The 18684-nt window shown below is 38.6% G+C and carries 18 protein-coding genes and 1 pseudogene; 9 read left to right on the plus strand and 10 right to left on the minus strand.

The window, feature by feature from the left end; translation table 11 throughout:
- Positions 1-52 precede the first annotated feature (52 nt).
- Positions 53-1282, minus strand: a complete 1230-nt coding sequence (locus AC1TPB_RS09695) for a glycosyltransferase family 2 protein (protein ID WP_482076367.1) — start codon at positions 1280-1282, stop codon at positions 53-55.
- 391 nt (positions 1283-1673) lie between these two features.
- Between AC1TPB_RS09695 and AC1TPB_RS09700 the strand changes: the two genes are divergently transcribed.
- Positions 1674-2240 (plus strand): phosphatase PAP2 family protein, encoded by a 567-nt coding sequence (locus tag AC1TPB_RS09700; protein WP_482076282.1) that lies wholly within the window; start codon positions 1674-1676, stop codon positions 2238-2240.
- A 185-nt stretch (positions 2241-2425) separates the two neighbouring features.
- Here the strand turns inward: AC1TPB_RS09700 and AC1TPB_RS09705 are convergent, their stop codons facing one another.
- The 3 genes from AC1TPB_RS09705 to AC1TPB_RS09715 all read right to left on the minus strand — a co-directional run bounded on the left by AC1TPB_RS09705 (position 2426) and on the right by AC1TPB_RS09715 (position 5010).
- Positions 2426-3730, minus strand: a complete 1305-nt coding sequence (locus tag AC1TPB_RS09705) for a hypothetical protein (RefSeq protein WP_482076283.1) — start codon at positions 3728-3730, stop codon at positions 2426-2428.
- 127 nt (positions 3731-3857) lie between these two features.
- Complete coding sequence (gene trmB, locus AC1TPB_RS09710; RefSeq protein ID WP_482076284.1) at positions 3858-4571, minus strand: tRNA (guanosine(46)-N7)-methyltransferase TrmB; 714 nt, start codon at positions 4569-4571, stop codon at positions 3858-3860.
- A 244-nt stretch (positions 4572-4815) separates the two neighbouring features.
- Positions 4816-5010 (minus strand): hypothetical protein, encoded by a 195-nt coding sequence (locus AC1TPB_RS09715; protein ID WP_482076285.1) that lies wholly within the window; start codon positions 5008-5010, stop codon positions 4816-4818.
- A gap of 264 nt (positions 5011-5274) precedes the next feature.
- On the opposite strand from AC1TPB_RS09715, the gene mnmL reads away from it, so the two are divergent.
- The 7 genes and pseudogenes from mnmL (at position 5275) to AC1TPB_RS09750 (ending at position 11863) form a co-directional block, all read left to right on the plus strand.
- A complete protein-coding gene (gene mnmL, locus AC1TPB_RS09720) occupies positions 5275-6237 on the plus strand; it encodes a tRNA modification radical SAM protein MnmL/YtqA (protein WP_482076286.1) in 963 nt (320 codons plus the stop codon).
- Positions 6238-6241: 4 nt separating this feature from the next.
- A complete protein-coding gene (gene mnmM / locus AC1TPB_RS09725) occupies positions 6242-6817 on the plus strand; it encodes a tRNA 5-(aminomethyl)-2-thiouridylate-methyltransferase MnmM (protein WP_482076287.1) in 576 nt (191 codons plus the stop codon).
- A 34-nt stretch (positions 6818-6851) separates the two neighbouring features.
- Positions 6852-7214 (plus strand): annotated as a pseudogene (locus AC1TPB_RS09730) (VOC family protein); the annotation flags it as partial.
- Between the two features lie 27 nt (positions 7215-7241).
- Positions 7242-8213, plus strand: a complete 972-nt coding sequence (locus AC1TPB_RS09735) for a type I phosphomannose isomerase catalytic subunit (RefSeq protein WP_482076368.1) — start codon at positions 7242-7244, stop codon at positions 8211-8213.
- A 466-nt stretch (positions 8214-8679) separates the two neighbouring features.
- Positions 8680-10011 carry an ABC transporter substrate-binding protein gene (locus AC1TPB_RS09740; protein WP_482076288.1) on the plus strand — a complete coding sequence of 444 codons (1332 nt, stop codon included), beginning with the start codon at positions 8680-8682 and terminating at the stop codon, positions 10009-10011.
- A gap of 125 nt (positions 10012-10136) precedes the next feature.
- Positions 10137-11027 carry a carbohydrate ABC transporter permease gene (locus AC1TPB_RS09745; protein ID WP_482076289.1) on the plus strand — a complete coding sequence of 297 codons (891 nt, stop codon included), beginning with the start codon at positions 10137-10139 and terminating at the stop codon, positions 11025-11027.
- 2 nt (positions 11028-11029) lie between these two features.
- Positions 11030-11863 carry a carbohydrate ABC transporter permease gene (locus AC1TPB_RS09750; RefSeq protein WP_482076290.1) on the plus strand — a complete coding sequence of 278 codons (834 nt, stop codon included), beginning with the start codon at positions 11030-11032 and terminating at the stop codon, positions 11861-11863.
- Between the two features lie 81 nt (positions 11864-11944).
- On the opposite strand, the gene AC1TPB_RS09755 is transcribed toward AC1TPB_RS09750, so the two are convergent.
- The 5 genes from AC1TPB_RS09755 to AC1TPB_RS09775 form a co-directional block, all read right to left on the minus strand.
- The gene (locus AC1TPB_RS09755; protein WP_482076369.1) at positions 11945-13744 is read right to left on the minus strand and encodes a B12-binding domain-containing radical SAM protein; all 1800 of its coding nucleotides are present in this window, start codon (positions 13742-13744) and stop codon (positions 11945-11947) included.
- A 267-nt stretch (positions 13745-14011) separates the two neighbouring features.
- Positions 14012-14518: a ferritin gene (locus AC1TPB_RS09760; protein WP_482061636.1), complete on the minus strand. Its 507-nt coding sequence runs from the start codon at positions 14516-14518 to the stop codon at positions 14012-14014.
- Between the two features lie 382 nt (positions 14519-14900).
- A complete protein-coding gene (locus AC1TPB_RS09765) occupies positions 14901-15119 on the minus strand; it encodes a DUF1450 domain-containing protein (RefSeq protein WP_482076291.1) in 219 nt (72 codons plus the stop codon).
- A 190-nt stretch (positions 15120-15309) separates the two neighbouring features.
- Entirely contained in the window at positions 15310-15510 is a 201-nt protein-coding gene (locus tag AC1TPB_RS09770; protein ID WP_482061638.1) for a cold-shock protein, read from the minus strand.
- A gap of 180 nt (positions 15511-15690) precedes the next feature.
- Complete coding sequence (locus tag AC1TPB_RS09775; RefSeq protein ID WP_482076292.1) at positions 15691-17112, minus strand: S41 family peptidase; 1422 nt, start codon at positions 17110-17112, stop codon at positions 15691-15693.
- A gap of 182 nt (positions 17113-17294) precedes the next feature.
- Here AC1TPB_RS09775 and AC1TPB_RS09780 point away from each other — a divergent pair, with 182 nt between their 5' ends.
- A complete protein-coding gene (locus tag AC1TPB_RS09780) occupies positions 17295-18092 on the plus strand; it encodes a Cof-type HAD-IIB family hydrolase (RefSeq protein ID WP_482076293.1) in 798 nt (265 codons plus the stop codon).
- An 80-nt stretch (positions 18093-18172) separates the two neighbouring features.
- Here AC1TPB_RS09780 and fur read toward each other — a convergent pair whose 3' ends face one another.
- Positions 18173-18640, minus strand: a complete 468-nt coding sequence (fur, locus tag AC1TPB_RS09785; protein ID WP_482061641.1) for a ferric iron uptake transcriptional regulator — start codon at positions 18638-18640, stop codon at positions 18173-18175.
- Positions 18641-18684 lie beyond the last annotated feature (44 nt).

Consider the following 18684-nt stretch of genomic DNA (forward strand, 5'->3'; position numbering starts at 1 on the left):
ACTACAAATCGCATGTCAAACATTTACCGACAACTACGAAAGATAGCTTAATTTATTTCCCTCTAACCTCTTCGATGCGTACAACACGTGTATGCTCTGTATGGCTCCATACTTTGTTGTTCTGTGTAAAGAACGCATAGAATGTAATTGGGAACCAAGAAATTAAGAAGAATGGTAATGTGATTAGATGAGCGAACATTTTCCACGACTTCACTTTTTCCATCATCATTGCTGCTGGGAATGGTAATACTCCCGCTATAATAATAATCGTAACAAACCAAATCGGCATCGCGCTATAGATTGAGAAAATAACATTGTCAGCCGGAATAATCAAATCAATCCACAATACAACCGTTAATAAGAATCCAATAAGTGTATTGTATACGGAGATCGAATATACAGCAGCATCAATTTTTGTAAGATTACGTTCTTTTATACCTGCCCACAAAAGCGGGAAAAAGTAATTTTTAGCTACGTTGAAATGACCTTGCATCCAACGTAAACGTTGACGAGCTGAAGCCTTAAAAGTAACCGGCTTTTCATCGTATACTTTTGCATCATAGTTCAAGACAGGATATACGTTACGCTTTACACAACGCATAGAGAATTCTAAATCCTCAACTAAACTCGTTGCACCCCAACCCATTTCTTTCAACAAGTTGGTATCGAAGCACATCCCTGTACCGCCTAAGAAATTACTCATTTGCAAGTTTGTACGCGATAACTGCCATAGACGATTACAATACCAATACGTAATCGCATAAGCTGCTGTAACCCATGAATCTTCAGGGTTTTTAGTGTCCAAATACCCTTGGATAACTTTGTAATCCGCACATAGATCATCATTCATTAAAGTTAAGAAGTCGTGGTTAACTAGATTATCAGCATCAAACATGACAACTCCATCATATTGACGAGGCTTAGCCCATAGTTCTTTCAACATCCATTCAATCGCGAATCCTTTACCACGTTGCTCGTGATTTGTACGTTCACAAGCATTTACACCATGTTCGCGTACAATATCAGCTGTACTATCCGTACAATTGTCGCAAATGACAAAAATGTCAAACAACTCAGCTGGATAATCCATTGCTTTCAAATTTTCAATTAACGCCCCTACTACTTTTTCTTCGTTATGCGCTGCTACAAGAACAGCGAATGATTTTTGCGGTTTCTGTCTAGGCCTACTTTTATTTTTCTTGAAGCCAAACATCGATAACGTAAATTGGTATACCGCAATGATAGCCAGTAGAATCTGAATCACAAGAAATGCTACTGTCATAACCATGTTGTATCGCCCCCTTTAATACATCTTTCTCTCTGTGTAAAAATGTTTAAGTAATTCTTTACGAAAACTTTATTAACCTTCTGATTGTGCAGTCTAACGATCACTCTTGTCAAAATGAAAAAAAGGTCTATAATAGCCACATTAGGCTATAAAAACGTTTGCATCGTGATCACTCTTCATTTTTGCTTCACAAAGCTACGAAAACATCCCATTTTCATGTTTTTTGCTTTTGGAAAAGAGATTATTCATACTATTTGTTAGGTTTACCATAATTAAAAGTTTCTATTACCCATACTTAAAACTAAAATGGTATAGTATACATGTAAAAAAAGAATTTCATCACAACATATGCTGTGAAGAGTTATATATTGGAAGGATGTATTGCATGGAAAAATGGATTAGTTGGTTGAGAATCCATGAGGAACGATTGTTAATATGGGCCAACAGAAGACTATCACACCGCATGGTATTTCGCTTTATGCATAATTGGATGAGTATAATAACTCATCTCGGTGGAGCTACTTTCACCATTTGTTTTTCTTTTCTATTGGCAATTTATGCTAAAGGAGAAGTTGCTTTAATTGGTTGGAAATGTTTAACTACTTTGGCGATTAGCCATATTCCCGTTGCCATTTTAAAACGCAAATTTAGACGCTTACGACCATATCAATCCTTACCAGGTGTTAACATCGGATTAAAACCGTTAGAAGATCCATCATTCCCATCTGGACATACAACTGCCATATTCGCACTAATTATTCCCATTGTGTTAAATGCGTCGTTGCTACCATCCTTTGTTGTCCCGCTAGCACTGATCGTTGCTTGCTCCGTTGCATGGTCACGGATGTACCTTGGATTGCATTATCCTTCAGATATTGCAGCAGGTGGCGTGATCGGGACGCTCACTGCTTATGCCGTTGAATTTTTCTGGCAAGGCACTTCAGGTATGTAACAAAAAAGCTATCGCTAACGTTCCTCCTGAAATTCAACAAAATAATTAAATGAATAAAGCTGTCAATGCTTCGTCTTTTTGTTAGGACAAGTATCAACAGCTTTTTGTGTATTCACATTTGACTACATTGATATATTACACCATAATAACCTACTCGTATTAGAGTGTAAGTAGGCCAATTACGTTCAATCTGTTACTTTAGGAGCAAATTGAATATTAGCGATTACCGCAAGCAATAGAGGCCGAACAGTTTCAATATCCTTTGTTAGATAACGTACAGAAACGATAGCTTGATGATCCTCATCATGTTTATACGTATAGTAGTCGTAGCGTATACTCCGGTCGTCTCCATAATACTCCGTTCCAAGATACTCCGAGAAGTTCTCTAGATCAGATTCTTTTCGTAAATAAGGTAAGTTGGACCTATCCTGGTCGATAATATTAATAAGTGAGCCGCTTTCTTTATGCCTAAATTCATATCCATCTTCAAAACTTACTGTTTCAATCGATTCAGGAAAATAAAGTCCGAATTCACTTAAAGGATCTTGAAACCAACTCGCTTCGATCGACGTATCATTTACTTCGAGAGTCACTTGTTCAGTACCGTCAAATACACCACCAATAAATAGAGGCAATTGTGATGATTCTGTATCATTTACAAGTACGAATATATCTTCAAGTCTTTTGTATTGATAAGCAATAGTTTGATCTTCAGTTTGGAAAATAAATTGGTAGCTAACATTATCGTAGTACACAGTATAAGACAAATCCTCACCTAAAATTGTATCTAAATCAACGTATTTGATTTGCTCTCCAAACTTTTTGTATATTCTCATGTTACCATCGACTGTTGACTCCGTAGCTATAATTTCAGTTATCCCATCTTCATCCAGATCTATTTTTTGAGCGTGCGTATTCAATTGAAAATTAATGACGGGAACTGCATAGTCGAAGAAAAACCATAGATTATGCACACAACTAGCTCCACATGAAGAAAACACTTGAATTTGAAAATTTCCAAAGAGATTACTCTTCATAATTTCAATTGTATCCAAATATCCAAGTTCACCAGCAGTTCCTATTTCATACATCTCATTCGTCGGTTCTGATCCAACCCTATCTACCCCAACAGGCATACCTATATAAAGTTCAGTATCCTCTTCACTTTTGGTATAAATGACAAAATCACTAATTTCATCTAGCGAAATTGTAGATTTCACAAAAATTGAAGAGTTTAAAATCTTTTTAGCCCTATATTGATTAATACTTACTGGGAAATCTCCTGCACTTTCTTCTACGTTTTTATAAATCAGTTCAATTTCTTCTTGTGGTTCAAAAAAACTAGGTGCAGGTTCATCAATTAGATCAGTCATTACGGTTTGCGTTGTTGATGGCGAGGTAACTCCAATAATCTCACCTTGATTTTGACAACCTACTAATAAAATTAAAGAACAGATAACTAATACCCAAAAATATAAAAATCTATTCAATATTCACGCCTCCATTTCTGAGTATTAGACGATATATCCAAAACAAAAGTTTCATTATTTTCCATAAAACACAAAAAACCATTAGCATCAAAAGGCACTAATGGTTTTTTGCAACGTTCAATAAGAACTACATACGATATTTCGTTTTCTTCTGCTCGCGATGTTCCTTCAACACTTCTTCACCAATAACAACCTCGACACGATGAATCGGCTGACCTAAATGATAAAACTTCGTTTCATACTCGGTGAACACAAGATCCTCACGGGGCTCGTCTTTATGAAGATTAAGTGAAATATTACGCATCACTAATTCCATATCGGCAAAGCTATTCAATGAGAAATCGAACAATGATTGCGAATCCGTTTTGAAATGAATTTCACCGCGAGTATTAAGCTTCTCCATATACTTTTCGACAAATCGAGGATGAGTTAAGCGACGACGAGCGTGCTTGCTTTTCGGCCACGGATCACTGAAATTCAAATAAATACGTTCAAGCTCCCCATCTGCGAACATTTCATCAATGTTTTCGATATTAGCGCGTAGCAATGCCAGATTAGGAGGTGTTTCTTCACCTTTTTCCTCCCATGCTGTACGCCCCTTCTCGCTTGCACGACGAATAAGTTCATCGTACATATCGACACCAATATAATTAATTTCAGGATTACGCACACTCATTTGACTAATAAATTGACCTTTGCCCATCCCTAATTCCACATAAATAGGATGATTGTTACCAAAAAACTCATGCCATTTTCCTTTATATTGAGAAGCATCAAGCACACATAAGTCAGTTTGTGACTCTATGCTTTCAAGAATCCCTTTTCTCCCTCTTAGACGCATTGTTATATCTCCTTCATTATGTTCAAGTTCATATTATAATCAGCTATTATTGTGCCTAACAAATGCTTGCTTGTAAAGAACTTTCCGTTTTATTGTGCATATTACCAGATAAGTGCAGCAAAAAGAAAGTTCAACAACAAAAAAGACCGATATGGAAAAATCTCTTCCAACCAGTCTTTAGCTAAATTATATAAGCGACGTTACTACGCTAATAGAGCCATCACTTGCCGATCGAGCAGCTCGTTTACCAATAGCGCTCACTTTCGCTAGAAGCCTCTTTGTTCATTGTTTGCTGTAATGCACTGTTTAATTTTTTGTGCGCCGAAACTTTCAAGGATTGGTTATTGTTAAAACGTACTCCTGTAAGAGCAATAAGCTCCTTAACTGTTAATTCAACCGTCAATACTTCATCGCCCTGTGGAATTTTTGTCATATCCATCTCTAATCACCTCATCATATATTATGAAAATGAAGCTAAAGTTATGCAAATTTGAATCCGTTTACAAAAAGTAAATGTCAGGTTTTTTTGTTGATACTTCACACTTTCAATATAACATATGGTGTTACTTTTAACAAGTCAATCCTTTCATTTCCACGCCTTACTCATTTCCGAACAATTAAGAAGTTATACAATAGAAAGCATGGCTTTTCAGCTTATTTTTCGTTACAATTGATGATGAAGCAGGATAAAGGATGGGTAAAGATGATTAATATACAAAACACCTCAGAACAGCCTTTGCTGTGGGGAGATAAAAATTTTCATACTTGGAATTATGAAATGCGCAATGAATTTGATTCTAAAGTATTCAAAGTGATGCTAGATGCAGGGTTTACTTGTCCCAACCGCGATGGTTCTATCGCTAAAGGCGGCTGTACATTTTGCAGCGCACGCGGATCAGGTGATTTCGCTGGGCGTAGACGTGACGATCTAGTTACTCAATTCAATACCATTCGTGATCGACAACATCAGAAATGGCCTGATGCCAAATATATTGGATATTTCCAAGCGTATACAAATACGTATGCACCGGTAGAAACGCTGCGTGAATACTTTGAAGTGATCGTTGATCAACCAGGCGTTGTAGGGCTATCTATTGCCACTCGTCCCGATTGCTTACCAGATGATGTTATTGATTATTTGGCAGAGCTCAATGAGCGTACTTATCTATGGGTGGAAATGGGCTTGCAAACGGTTCATGAATCGACTTCCACATTAATTAATCGTGCACATGATACAGCCTGTTATCTTGACGCTGTTCGCCGCTTACGCGAACGAAATATCCGGATCTGTACACATATCATTTACGGATTACCAGGAGAAACGCATGAAATGATGCTAGAAACAGGTAGACAGGTAGCGAAGATGGATGTTCAAGGCATCAAGATCCATTTGCTGCATCTGATGAAAAAAACGCCTATGGTAAAGCAATATGAAGCAGGACTACTGAAATTTCTAGAAATGGATGAGTATATAAAGCTAATTGTCGATACACTCGAAATATTGCCGCCTGAAATGACTGTTCATCGCCTTACAGGTGATGCCCCAAGAGATTTACTGATTGGTCCGATGTGGAGCTTGAATAAATGGGTAGTACTGAATAGCATTGATCGCGAACTTAAAGTGCGCAACAGTTGGCAAGGTAAGCTGTGGAATGTGGAGGGTTAACTAAATGGGTTTTATCTCATCTCTAACAATGGCTCAGCGCTGGATCGCTGAACGTGTAACCTCGGGCGGCTTCGTTATCGATGCAACGGCTGGCGGGGGCGTAGATACATTAGCACTCGCTCAGCTTGTCGGTGCAAAAGGGACTGTGCTTGCGTTCGACATTCAACAGGATGCGCTGGACAAAACAGCTACAAGATTGCAGCAATACAAAGATCAGACAGCATTAGCTACAGTCTCGCTTATTTGCGATAGTCACGCTAATATGGCTCAATATGTTGAACAAGCAGGGACGGTAGGGGCAATCATGTTCAATCTTGGATACTTTCCTGGTGGAGATGAGCGTATTATAACGATCCCTAACTCAACGATCGAGGCGCTTGAACAGTCACTACAGTTACTTAAAGTTGGTGGCATTGTTACTTGCATGCTCTACCCTGGTCATGCAGGCGGCGATACAGAGGCTGATGCCGTGCAGCAATGGGCAAGCGCTTTACCCGTGGAGCGTGCACAATGTGTTATATATCGACAGCTGCAGCGCGCCAATGCCCCCTATCTGATCGGCATTGAAAAAAAATCATAGGCTTTATTAAATTTGAATGATAAGGAGCATACATATGACTATTCAAAAAATCGAGCATGTTGGTCTTATGGTACAAGATATTGAAACATCTATTCAATTTTATACAAAAGTACTAGGTCTAAAGCATTTGCGTACGATGCCACACTCTAATGGTTTAATTACATTAGCTTTTCTTGGTTATCCAAATTCCAATGAAACGGTAATCGAACTTATTCAAAACTTCAATGATAATCTGCCTGCTGAAGGAAAGGTTCATCATATCGCATTTACCGTTACCAATATTGAAGCGGAATTTGAACGTATGAAGCAATTACCGGAAGTTACACTGAAAGATAAAGAATTAATTACTTTACCTGATGGCTCATTATATTTCTTCTTCTATGGTCCAGATGGTGAGTTTCTTGAATTATTCCAACCAGGTAATATTACACCGTACCCGTTACAGTTCCAACCCGAGTTCAAGGAGCGTATATGGGGTGGACGTGGCTTAGAGAAGTTTGGTCTAACGCCACCTGAAGGGGCAATTGGCGAAGGCTGGATGATCAGCGACCATCCCAACGGCATTACAAAGGTCATTAACGGTGCACTCGCTGGTACAGGGCTAGATGTTATTCGCGAACAATTCGGTACAGCTTGGTTTGGTAAAAATGGTGTATCAAGTAAAAGTGAACGCTTCCCACTTCTTATTAAACTACTAGATTGCCGTGACGATTTATCGGTGCAGGTCCATCCTACCGATGATTATGAGCAATTACCAGCTGGGGAGCTTGGTAAAACGGAAATGTGGTATATTCTTTCCGCAGAACCTGATGCGAAGATTATATATGGATTAAAGGAGCATGTCACGCGTGATCAACTTGCACAAGCGGTTGCTGATGGCAATATTATGGGTTGCTTGCAAGAAGTATCCGTTAAAACAGGAGATGCCTTCTATATTCCTGCTGGTACCGTACATGCATTATGTTCAGGGGTCGTTGTCGCTGAAATCCAGCAAAACTCCGATACAACATACCGCTTGCATGATTATAATCGCCCTGGACTTGATGGGCAGCTACGAGAGCTACATATTGAAGATTCATTAGCAGTTATCGCATATGAAGGCGCAGGCGCTTCCTACGTGGATACGACGACTATGCGAGCTGGAGAGTGGCTAACGATTGCTGCTTCTCCTTACTTCGTCGTAGATAAAGGTATAATTGTAGATCAAACTACATTATCCACATCTGCTGATAGCTTTGAAATTATTGTTGTTGCTGACGGAAACGGGACAATTGGCTGGGGAAATCAAGAACAAGCAATTTCAGCTGGTCAATGCTTCCTATTGCCTGCTGTACTAGGAAAATATACATTAAACGGTAATATGACAGTGTTACGCAGCGTTGTGCCTAGCATTTAATTTCAACTCTAGATATGTTAAACATATTTTTCATTTTCATATAATGATAATTTCCAAGCCATTGAAGCTGCTACCTAAAGTAGTCGCTTCAATGGCTTTTCTATCTTTCTGGGACTATCATTGCATATTATAACTTTTTCCGAATATATTTATTTTCAAGGTGAATTGTTAACATTACACTTTATCCATTACATAAACATTTACAATTTAGCAAGAAGACATTTTTCAAGAAAACGCTCTACGAAAACCATCTAACCGTTTAGTTTTTAAATGGTTTATCTAAAATACATTTACTTTTATCCAGTTAAAACTAAAAATAAGTGGTTTACAAAATTATGCTATTATGATATTTTATCATTAAAGCGTTTTCATTAATGTTATAGCTAACAATTAATGAAAATATTAATACGATTTTTCTCTTCTTAGTTTTTACTTTCAAGTTAAAAAAATTTATAGGGGGCTTCACATGAAAAAACTACTTACGCTTTGTCTGATTTTATCAATGTCTTTATTCGCTTGGGGTTGTTCAAGTGGAAACAACGCTGCCCAAGGTGACAAATCTGTTATTGATGGTGGCGCCGGAGAAAATGCAACAGCGTTAGATTACTGGACTTTCGTAGAGCTGCACGGGCAACATTTCGAGAAAATGTTAAGTAAATGGAATGCTGAATTCCCAGATCGTCAAATTAAGTTAAACGTTACCGTTATGCCTTATGATGATATGCACAACAAACTCCTAATCGCACTTCAAACTGGAACGGGAGCTCCTGATATTTCAGATATCGAGTTAGGTAAATTCCCTGACTTCCTTAACGGTACCCCTAATCTAGTTGAGCTTAACGACGTAATAGATCCTTACCGCGATACAATCGTTGAGTCGCGCATTAACATCTACAGCAAGGATGGTAAAAATTATGGAATCCCAACTCACGTTGGTGCAACCGTTGCCTTCTACAACACAGAAATTCTTGAAGAGGCTGGTATCGACTACAAAGATATCGTTACTTTTGAAGACTACAAAAAAGCTGGTATTACGGTGTATGAAAAAACCGGAAAATATCTTGGAACTGCCGATACGAGCGCTAACTGGCAGGCTGGTATACTTCTTGCTCAGCAAGGCAGTGATTTGACGGATGATAACGGCGTACCGCAAGTTAATTCCTCTGAGTTAATTCGTGGATTCGAGATGATGCAGGATCTTCTTGAAAACAACGTTATATCCACCATTGCAGGCGGTCAACCGGATACAGAAGAAGCATATGGAGAATACAATGCAGGTAATTTTACTAGTGCATTCATGCCATTATGGATGATGTCACGCTTTACAAATTATATGCCTGATCTTGCAGGAAAAATTGCTATCGCACCACTTCCTGTACTCGAACAAGGAATGCCTAGATCGGTAGGTGGCGGTGGTACTGGTACTGTTGTTACGAAAACATCTAAAGATGTTGAGCTTGCAAAAGAATTTCTAACTTATGCAAAGCTATCTCTAGATGCTAATATCGAAATCTGGAATACACTCGGCTTCGATCCAGTAAATATGGACGTATGGGACATGAAAGATATAACCCACAATCCAGAAAATATGTTTGTTAAATACTTTGTTAATAGTCCATTTGATGTTTTGAATACGATTAGAGATGAAATTAGAATGATCAAATCTACATCAGCATCACCAACAATTAATAATATGTTTGGAACAACTACACTTAATGAAATATTCGAGGATGGTAGAGATGTAACTGAAGCGTTGAATGAAGCTCAAGAGCTTATAACGCAGCAGCTAAGCAACTAACCGCAATCGTCATTCTTCAAAAATACGAAGAGCTATCTATATGTAACTGTAGATAGCTCTTTCATATCAATCTCTACCATCAAAGCTATCTATTGAATATATTAAGAGGCCAAGGAGTTTAATTTATGAAAAAAATATTACACTCACAAAAAGTAGCTCCTTACGTATTTATTCTCCCTTTCGTGCTAGTCTTCCTTATTTTTTGGTTATATCCATTACTTAGTTCGGCTGGAATGAGCTTTCAAAAGGTTACGCTCGGCCAAGATGCAGCTTGGATAGGCATGAACAACTACGAAAAATTATTGGGTGATAAAATTTTCGGGAAGGCTGTAATGAATAGCATTGTTTATATGCTGTTAACACTTATCGTTCTAATTCCTGGACCTATGATACTAGCCGTACTCATTAATAGTAAGTATATGACATTCAAAGGATTTTTCAAATCTTCGTTCTTCTTTCCAGCACTCACTTCGGTTGTTGTTGCAGGTACCATTTTCCGTTTAATGTTTGGTGAAATGGAGAGTTCGCTAATTAACACGATATTATCTTGGTTCGACATTGATCCTATGAAATTTCTTAAAGGTCAAACGACTGGCTTTATCGCCTTATTAACTCTAGCAGCTTGGAGATGGACAGGGGTTAACATGCTATATTTCCTTGCTGGACTTAATAATATTAGCGATGACTATTATGAGGCCGCTTCAATTGATGGAGCCTCAAAATTTCAAAAGTTTATGCTTATTACGGTTCCGTTATTGAAGCCAACGTCAATATACGTTATTACGATTTCCATCTACGCTGGTCTTGCGATGTTCGTAGAGAGCTTGATGCTCTGGAATGGTAACAACTCTCCGAAAAATATCGGTCTAACTATTGTAGGTTATTTGTATCGTCAAGGTATTGAGAAAAATGATCTTGGCTATGCAGCTGCTGTAGGTATCGTGCTTCTTGCCGTGACGATGATTATTAATTTATCGCAATTAACATTAAGTGGTATGTTCAAGAAAGGAGACTAGCGATGGAATATGAAAAGCTCAAAAAAACAAGTCTCTTTATCTTTTTTGCAATCATTGCAACCATTATTCTAATACCTTTCTACGCGATAATGATCGCATCCTTTAAGCCTGGACAAGAATTGATTAGAAAAGGCTTAAATCTTCATCTCGACTTCTCTATGATGAGCTTTGACAACTATATTTATTTGTTTACCGGAAACCACTCCTACTTCACTTGGTTTGGCAACTCGATTTTACTAACTGTTGTACAAGTGGTACTTACACTATTTATTAGTGCAGCAGTTGCTTACGGCTTTGCCGCATACGAATTTAGAGCGAAAAACTTCTTATTTATTTGTGTGTTAATGATCATGATGGTTCCATTTGAAATATTGCTATTACCTCTTTATACGCTAACCTTTAAGCTTGGTTTAATGAACACTTACTCAGCAATCGTATTGCCTGGCATCGCGAATGCTTCAACCATATTCTTCTTTCGTCAATATTTGAGAGGTATTCCGAAAGAGATTATTGACGCCGGGCGCATAGATGGTGCTACGGAGTACGGTATATTCCTTCGTCTTATCATTCCGGTTATGAAGCCTTCATTTGCCGCGATGGCTATTCTACTTGGTATGAATAGCTGGAACAATTTATTATGGCCTTTCATGGTACTAAGTGATGGTTCCAAATATACGTTAACGATCGGCTTGAAAACATTGTTAACGCCTTATGGAAACAACTATGATCTACTAATCGCCGGATCATTTTTCTCTATTATTCCGATTCTTGCATTATTCTTTGCTTTCCAAAGATATTTTATCGACGGTATGACTGCTGGAGCTGTAAAAGGATAGTGGAACTCAAAAATAGACTATAGCGCTAGGCTATAGTCTATTCATTAGCATCATTACTGTTTCAGTCAGTGTAGGCATTCTCTATTGTTGTACAGTTTGGCTAATATTCATACTATATATATTAGCAGTGGAATGCTTCTCACCCTGCTCCTGGATATACATTGCAATGAGTAATGATTCCCCTTCAGCCACCACTTCACCTGTCTCCAGGTAATGTGACATATTGAATGGAACTTTCTCTAGAACGACATGCTTCTGCAATTCACGTTCATTGAAGCGATAGCCGGCAAACTGCTCGTTCACTTGTTCAGGTTGATCAGCAAGCTTCTTCATCCAGCTTGACCATTCTGATTTCTCCATAATCGAGTCCCACCATACTTTACGAGGCTTATAGCGATGGTTTCTATAATAATCTAGCTTCATCAAGCCTTGTATTACTGGAAGATCAAGTTGATGCCCCTGGGCCTCTTGTGCATAAACAAGATATGACCATAACCGCGAGAATAGATCCTCTAGCTGATGACCAATTTTCTGCCAGCCTTGTCCTTCCCAATAATCGCCGAAGCTTTGGAAGAAGTCAAACGGTGAGTTGAATACATGATCAACGAGATAAAGCAATGTGCTATCCATCCGATGATCATTCCAGTATTTCTCTAGAACATCCTCTACCCGCTTAATTCTAACAATATCAGCAAAGGGCATAAGATCGTTACCGAGCATTTCATACGGCGCACGATCTTGGTAGATGTAACCCCATTTGTCTGCATCATTGCGTAGGCCAGTACCACGTAGCATCTTCAAGAAACCAAGCTGAAGCTCCTCAGGGCGCAGTGCAAATACATCGTTAAATGTGCCACGGAACGTATCATAGTTTTCAAGTGGTAAGCCCGCAATCAAATCCAAATGCTGAGCAATCGTTCCTGACTCTTTAACTTTAGTCACTGTGCGGACAAGCTTACTCCAGTTCTGACGACGTTGAACCGCTAGATTGGTTACATCATTCGTTGATTGAACACCAATCTCAAAGCGGAACACACCTGGAGGAGCATTTTCAGCCAAATAATCTAGTACCTCTGGACGCATAATATCCGCAGTAATCTCAAATTGGAAGACGCAACCACGATGATTTTCAATTAGGAATTGGAACATCTCTAGTGCATAGTCTCGCTTAATATTAAAGGTACGATCGACGAATTTAATCAAATTCGCACCTTGATCGATAAGATAGATAATATCCGCCTTCGTACGCTCGATATCGAAATAACGTACGCCAACTTCGATACTCGATAAACAAAATTGACAACTGAACGGACAGCCACGGCTTGTCTCGAAATAGACCACTCGATTTCCTAATTGCGGAATATCTTCTTCGAATCGGTACGGAGATGGCAATGTATTCAAATCAAGCTTCGGACGACCTGGACTAATACGAATCTCTACCCCGTCTGCCAAATGTTTGCGATACGCAATGCCAAATACCATATGATACTTCTGTGTTGTTTCAATTTCAGTTAATAGATGATCGAACGTCTCCTCACCTTCACCCATGACGATAAAGTCGACATCCGTCAATCTTTCCATCCACTGCTCCGTATCATAGCTTACTTCAGGACCACCCATAATAATTTTCAATTCAGGCTGTATTTTACGTAGCATATTAACAACAGTAATCGTTTCTTCAATATTCCAAATGTAACAGGAGAACCCGACGACATCTGGCTTTCTTGCAAATATATCAGATACGATATTCATTGCAGGGTCTTTAATTGTATACTCTGCAATGTCCATATCAAATTTATGACCACTGAATGCTTTTAGACAGCGCAATGCAAGCGATGTATGAATAAATTTTGCGTTCAATGTTGATAGTACGACTTTCATGTATTGTCCCTCGGCTTTCGTTTTCAAATAAAGCTCAATCATCATCTGTATAAATAATTGTGTGTTCCTCTATTGTAACTAATTTTAATGCAAATAAGAAGACTAGCGCATATATTCCCTAATGGAGGATCACTGTTCACCCTGTAATTAGAGCAACCATTAACCTAGCTTGTCTACATAAATAAACTATGTAGACAAATAAAACCGTCATACTAGCAGATAGTCTGCTAATATGACGGTTTGTCTTATATTCAAGTCGTTAACCGATTAAGCTTCCGCAGCAGGATCAAAAGAGCGTGTTGCAAACTCCGCGTCAAGCATATAGAATGCGTTGCTATCCTGGTCAATTCGTTTTAATTTGGTAATGATGCCATCAAATAACGCTTCTTCTTCAACTTGTTCATCTATGAACCATTTCAAGAAGTTAATAGTAGCATGCTCACGATCATTCATTGCAATATCAGACAGATCGTAGAAACGTTTCGTATTTTGCATCTCATGTTTGTAGCCTTCTTCAAATACTTCAAGTACAGATGCATAAGTATTATTCGGTTCTCCCAATGCTTGAATCGTTGCGCGACGTCCACGATCATTCAAAAATTTATAAATTTTCATACCGTGAAAACGTTCCTCTTCCGCTTGCACAAGGAAAAAGTTTGCGAAGCCATCAACATTATCTGCAGAGCAATGTGCAGCCATAGCTAGATATACATGAGCGGAATAAAATTCAAAGTTCATTTGATCATTAAGTGCTTTTGCTAAACTATCATTCATAAAATGTGCACCTCGCATTTCTTATTTGTAATAATTCTAACATAAAAATGAAGATAAGCAAAGTGTAGAAATCAATTTTTACCAACTACGAAGCAAACATCGGGTGGAAGGTAGCCCACTCATCGAGAGCCTACGCAAGTAGCTGGCAAAGCCAGCACCCTTGCAGCAATCACAGTCGTGTTTTTTAACTACCATTCCAATGAAGGTTAAAAAAGTTCGGCTGTCAGCACCAAGAAGATGCCCTTCAGCGGAAACGAGTAGCACAGCGTACGGTTTATGTACGTGAGCACACGCAGGCTTTCGATGGAGGGCATATTCGCTGCCGACTACGCTTCGTCAGCATTCTCATCGTGATCACAGTCGGACTTTTTTAACTACCCCTCTAGCCTACGATTTTTTTAAGCCGCTTATATAACATATCAGGCGTCGCCTCAACGATGGGCTGCGATTTAATCATAACAAAGCATCCAGATCGACAAGACTTACATTGACCGAGACAGCCTGTTTTCTTCTGCTTCAGTTCAGGATATTTTTTCTTCAAACTCTTGTACACTGGTTTCAAGCCTTGTTCTAAGCTACGCTTGCAATACTTAATTTTCATAAGCAACCCACCACCCACACTGATAATCAATCTCAATACTTATGATGATAATGATTATCAGCGATAATGTCAACTTATTGTTTAACTCTACTATGTAATAGAGTCGCTATAGTTGCTGTAAAACAAAAAAAGGTGCCTGATTCATTCCGAAGAATGAGATCAGACACCTTTTTCAAGCTAACGAGTAAAATTAAAGTTTTACTACGTTTTCAGCTTGAGGACCACGGTTACCTTGTGTAATATTGAATTCTACACGGTCGCCTTCATCCAAAGACTTGAAGCCTTCGCTTACAATAGCGCTGAAGTGAACGAATACATCGCTTCCACCTTCAACTGAAATGAAGCCAAAACCTTTTTCTGCATTAAACCATTTAACGATACCTTGTTCCAAAGTCGTTACCACCTTATAAGTATTTACTAAGTCCCTGTATTCACAAAAAGTCACAACCCAATTTACGGCAATTGAATTAACTAAAGCCTAATTGTGGCTGCGACTAAGGTCTTAATATCAATATAAATCATATTATCATACCTTGCATGAACTAGCAATAGATGTATTAAATTTACATCGTTATTTTTTCAGCAAATCCTCTGCCTTTTGTAATTGAGAGTCATTCGCTTGCAGTAAGTTGCGAATATCTTCAACTAGTAAAGTTCCTACTTCATCTGTATAGATTCCGTTGACATCTATTCCTTTGGCCGACTCATATTGCTTCACTGCTTGCATTGTTGCTTCATCATATAATCCGTTGTCTGATGGAGCATAGCCTACTGCTAGAAGCAATTTTTGTAGTGCAGTTACATCATCACCAAAGCTATTAAGCTTAAGCTCTATTCCAGCACTTATAGGATGCAAGTTCACATATTCAGGAAGTTCCACGACATCTGTTGGTTCAACACCTATTTTATGAATACCGCTTCCACTCGGTGTTTTCCACTCTGCTTCAGTCAACACAAGTACTGAGCCTGAACGGAATTGCTCATAGGTTTGCACAACACCTTTACCATATGTTGTTACCCCAACAATATGTGCATCAGCTGATTCCTTCAATGCTGCAGCAAGTACTTCACTTGCACTCGCGGAGTATTCATTCACAATGACAGCAATCGGAATGTTAAAGGGTTTGACTTGCTTAGATACGAATTTTATCGTCTTCTCATCATTTTTATATACAACATCAAGAATTTTTTCACCGTTAGGAACAAGTAGATTCGCGATCTCGACTGTTTGGATCAATAGCCCACCAGGATTTGAACGCAGGTCAATAATTAACCCTTTCATATCTCCATCCTTCATTAAACTAGCTAATGCTTCTTTGAATTCCACATCTGTTTCTTCAGTAAACCGCGATATAGTGATCATCCCAATATTATTATCCAGTTGCTTCGAACTAACCGTATGAACTGGAATTTCAGCACGTTCTATATTGAATTCGGTAATTTGCTCTGTCGCTCCACGCTTTATTCCAATGACTACACTCGTTCCTTTTTTACCACGAATTTTACTAAGTAGTTCATTGAATGTATTGCCTTCGATTGATTGCTGATCCACCGTTACAATTTGATCTGCAGGCTTTAAGCCAACTTTTTCAGCTGGCATATCTTTCACTAATGTACTAATAAAATATTTCCCATCTTCTTGCTGCACTTCAGCACCTATTCCATAGAAGTTACTATTGTAAGAATCAGCATAGCTTTCTCCCGCTTCATTGGCCAAGTACTGTGAATATTGATCTCCTAATGAACTTACCATCCCGGCAATAGCTCCATCAATAAGCTCACCGCTGTCCGCGCCATACAAATAGCTTTCTTGAATTTTACTATACGAGGCTTGTAGCAAATTAAAATCGTCAGCGTACATTACCGAATAGTGACGCTTTGTCCATGCTTGTCCACCCCAAAAACCTGCTATTAATGCGATAACAACAAAAACGGCAACATATTTACTTGAGTCTTTATTTGAGCGCTTTACTCTTTGTTCATTTGATTCCATGTATGTTTCTCCTTGTAGTTCCAGATTGTTTTCGATACAATCATACTAGCTATAAAAGGTTGTTCAAAAAGCAGACTTTGATAACGAAGTAACGCGCTGGAGCTTATTCGACGTCGAATATGAAAGCCTGCTTTTTGAACTCGTACTATAAACAGCAGTCTGAAGGGAGTTTTTTGACAACTATGTACAAATTAATTGCAATTGATATCGATGACACCTTACTTAACGATGATATTATCGTTACAGAAGCCACTAAACTTGCACTTGAACGAGCGATTCAAGCCGGCGTAACCGTTACATTAGCAACAGGACGCATGTATTCATCAGCTCGCAAAATAGCCGATCAAATTCAACTCAATGTACCAATTATCACCTATCAAGGCGCCTTAGTCAAAACGTTGCTTAATGAGCAAGTGTTATATGAACGTTGTGTTCCTGTAGACGCAGCACGCCAACTATTACAATATGCCAAAGAGCATAACTTGCATCTGCAATTATATGTTGACGATATATTATACGGCACTGAGGATAATGAGCGAATTCAAGCTTATTCTCAACTAGTTAATATCCCCTATGAAATTGAGCCTGATTTTGCAAAGCTGATTGATAAACCTAACCATAAAATGCTTATTATAGATGAACCAGACGTTCTCGATCATCACGCAGTAATTTTACAGGAGCTACTAGGTGACCAGCTCCACATTACAAAATCTAAAGCACATTACTTAGAATTCATGCACAAGGAAGGTACAAAGGGTCATGCGCTTCAAGCTTTGGCGCAGCATATCGGTGCCACAATGGACGAAACGATTGCGATCGGCGATGCATGGAATGATCGTGAGATGATACTTGCTGCTGGACTTGGCGTTGCAATGGGTAATGCCGTTCCGATGCTCAAAGAAATAGCTGACTACGTCACACGATCAAACAATGATGACGGTGTCTGTCATGTTATTGAAAAATTTATTTTCAACGAATAAAATGATGAAGTGAGCATAAAAAAGCCGTTGACCCCCTCCTTATTGAACGAGGCGTCTACGGCTTTATATGTCTGCACACACTATTTAATATTACTTTTACATTTTGGATTTACACAAGCTTTGAAATTCCCGATAAAATCAAGACGATGGTCCACAACCTTAAAGCCGTACTCTAGCTCTAAACGTTGTTCAAGCTCCAATAGCCAATCATCCTTGATCTCTTCTAATGCTCCGCATGTATGACAAATCAAATGATGATGCATATGCTCATGATCCTGTCCACGAAGATCGAATCTAGCAACACCATCACCAAAGTTCATTTTCGCTACGATTTGCAGCTCTGCTAGCAATTCTAATGTACGATATACCGTCGCAAGACCAATTTCAGGGAATTTCGCTTTGACAAGCATATATACATCTTCCGCACTCAAATGATCTTCTTCATTTTCCAGAAGCACACGGACTATTATTTCACGCTGTGTAGTTAGCTTATATCCACTTTCCATTAAGCTGTGTTTAATTTTTTCAACTTCAGCTTGTATATTCATACCTTCGCCTCCTACAGACAACTTTAAGTATACCTTATTTATTT

The sequence above is a fragment of the Paenibacillus sp. Y951 genome, from assembly GCF_056786395.1.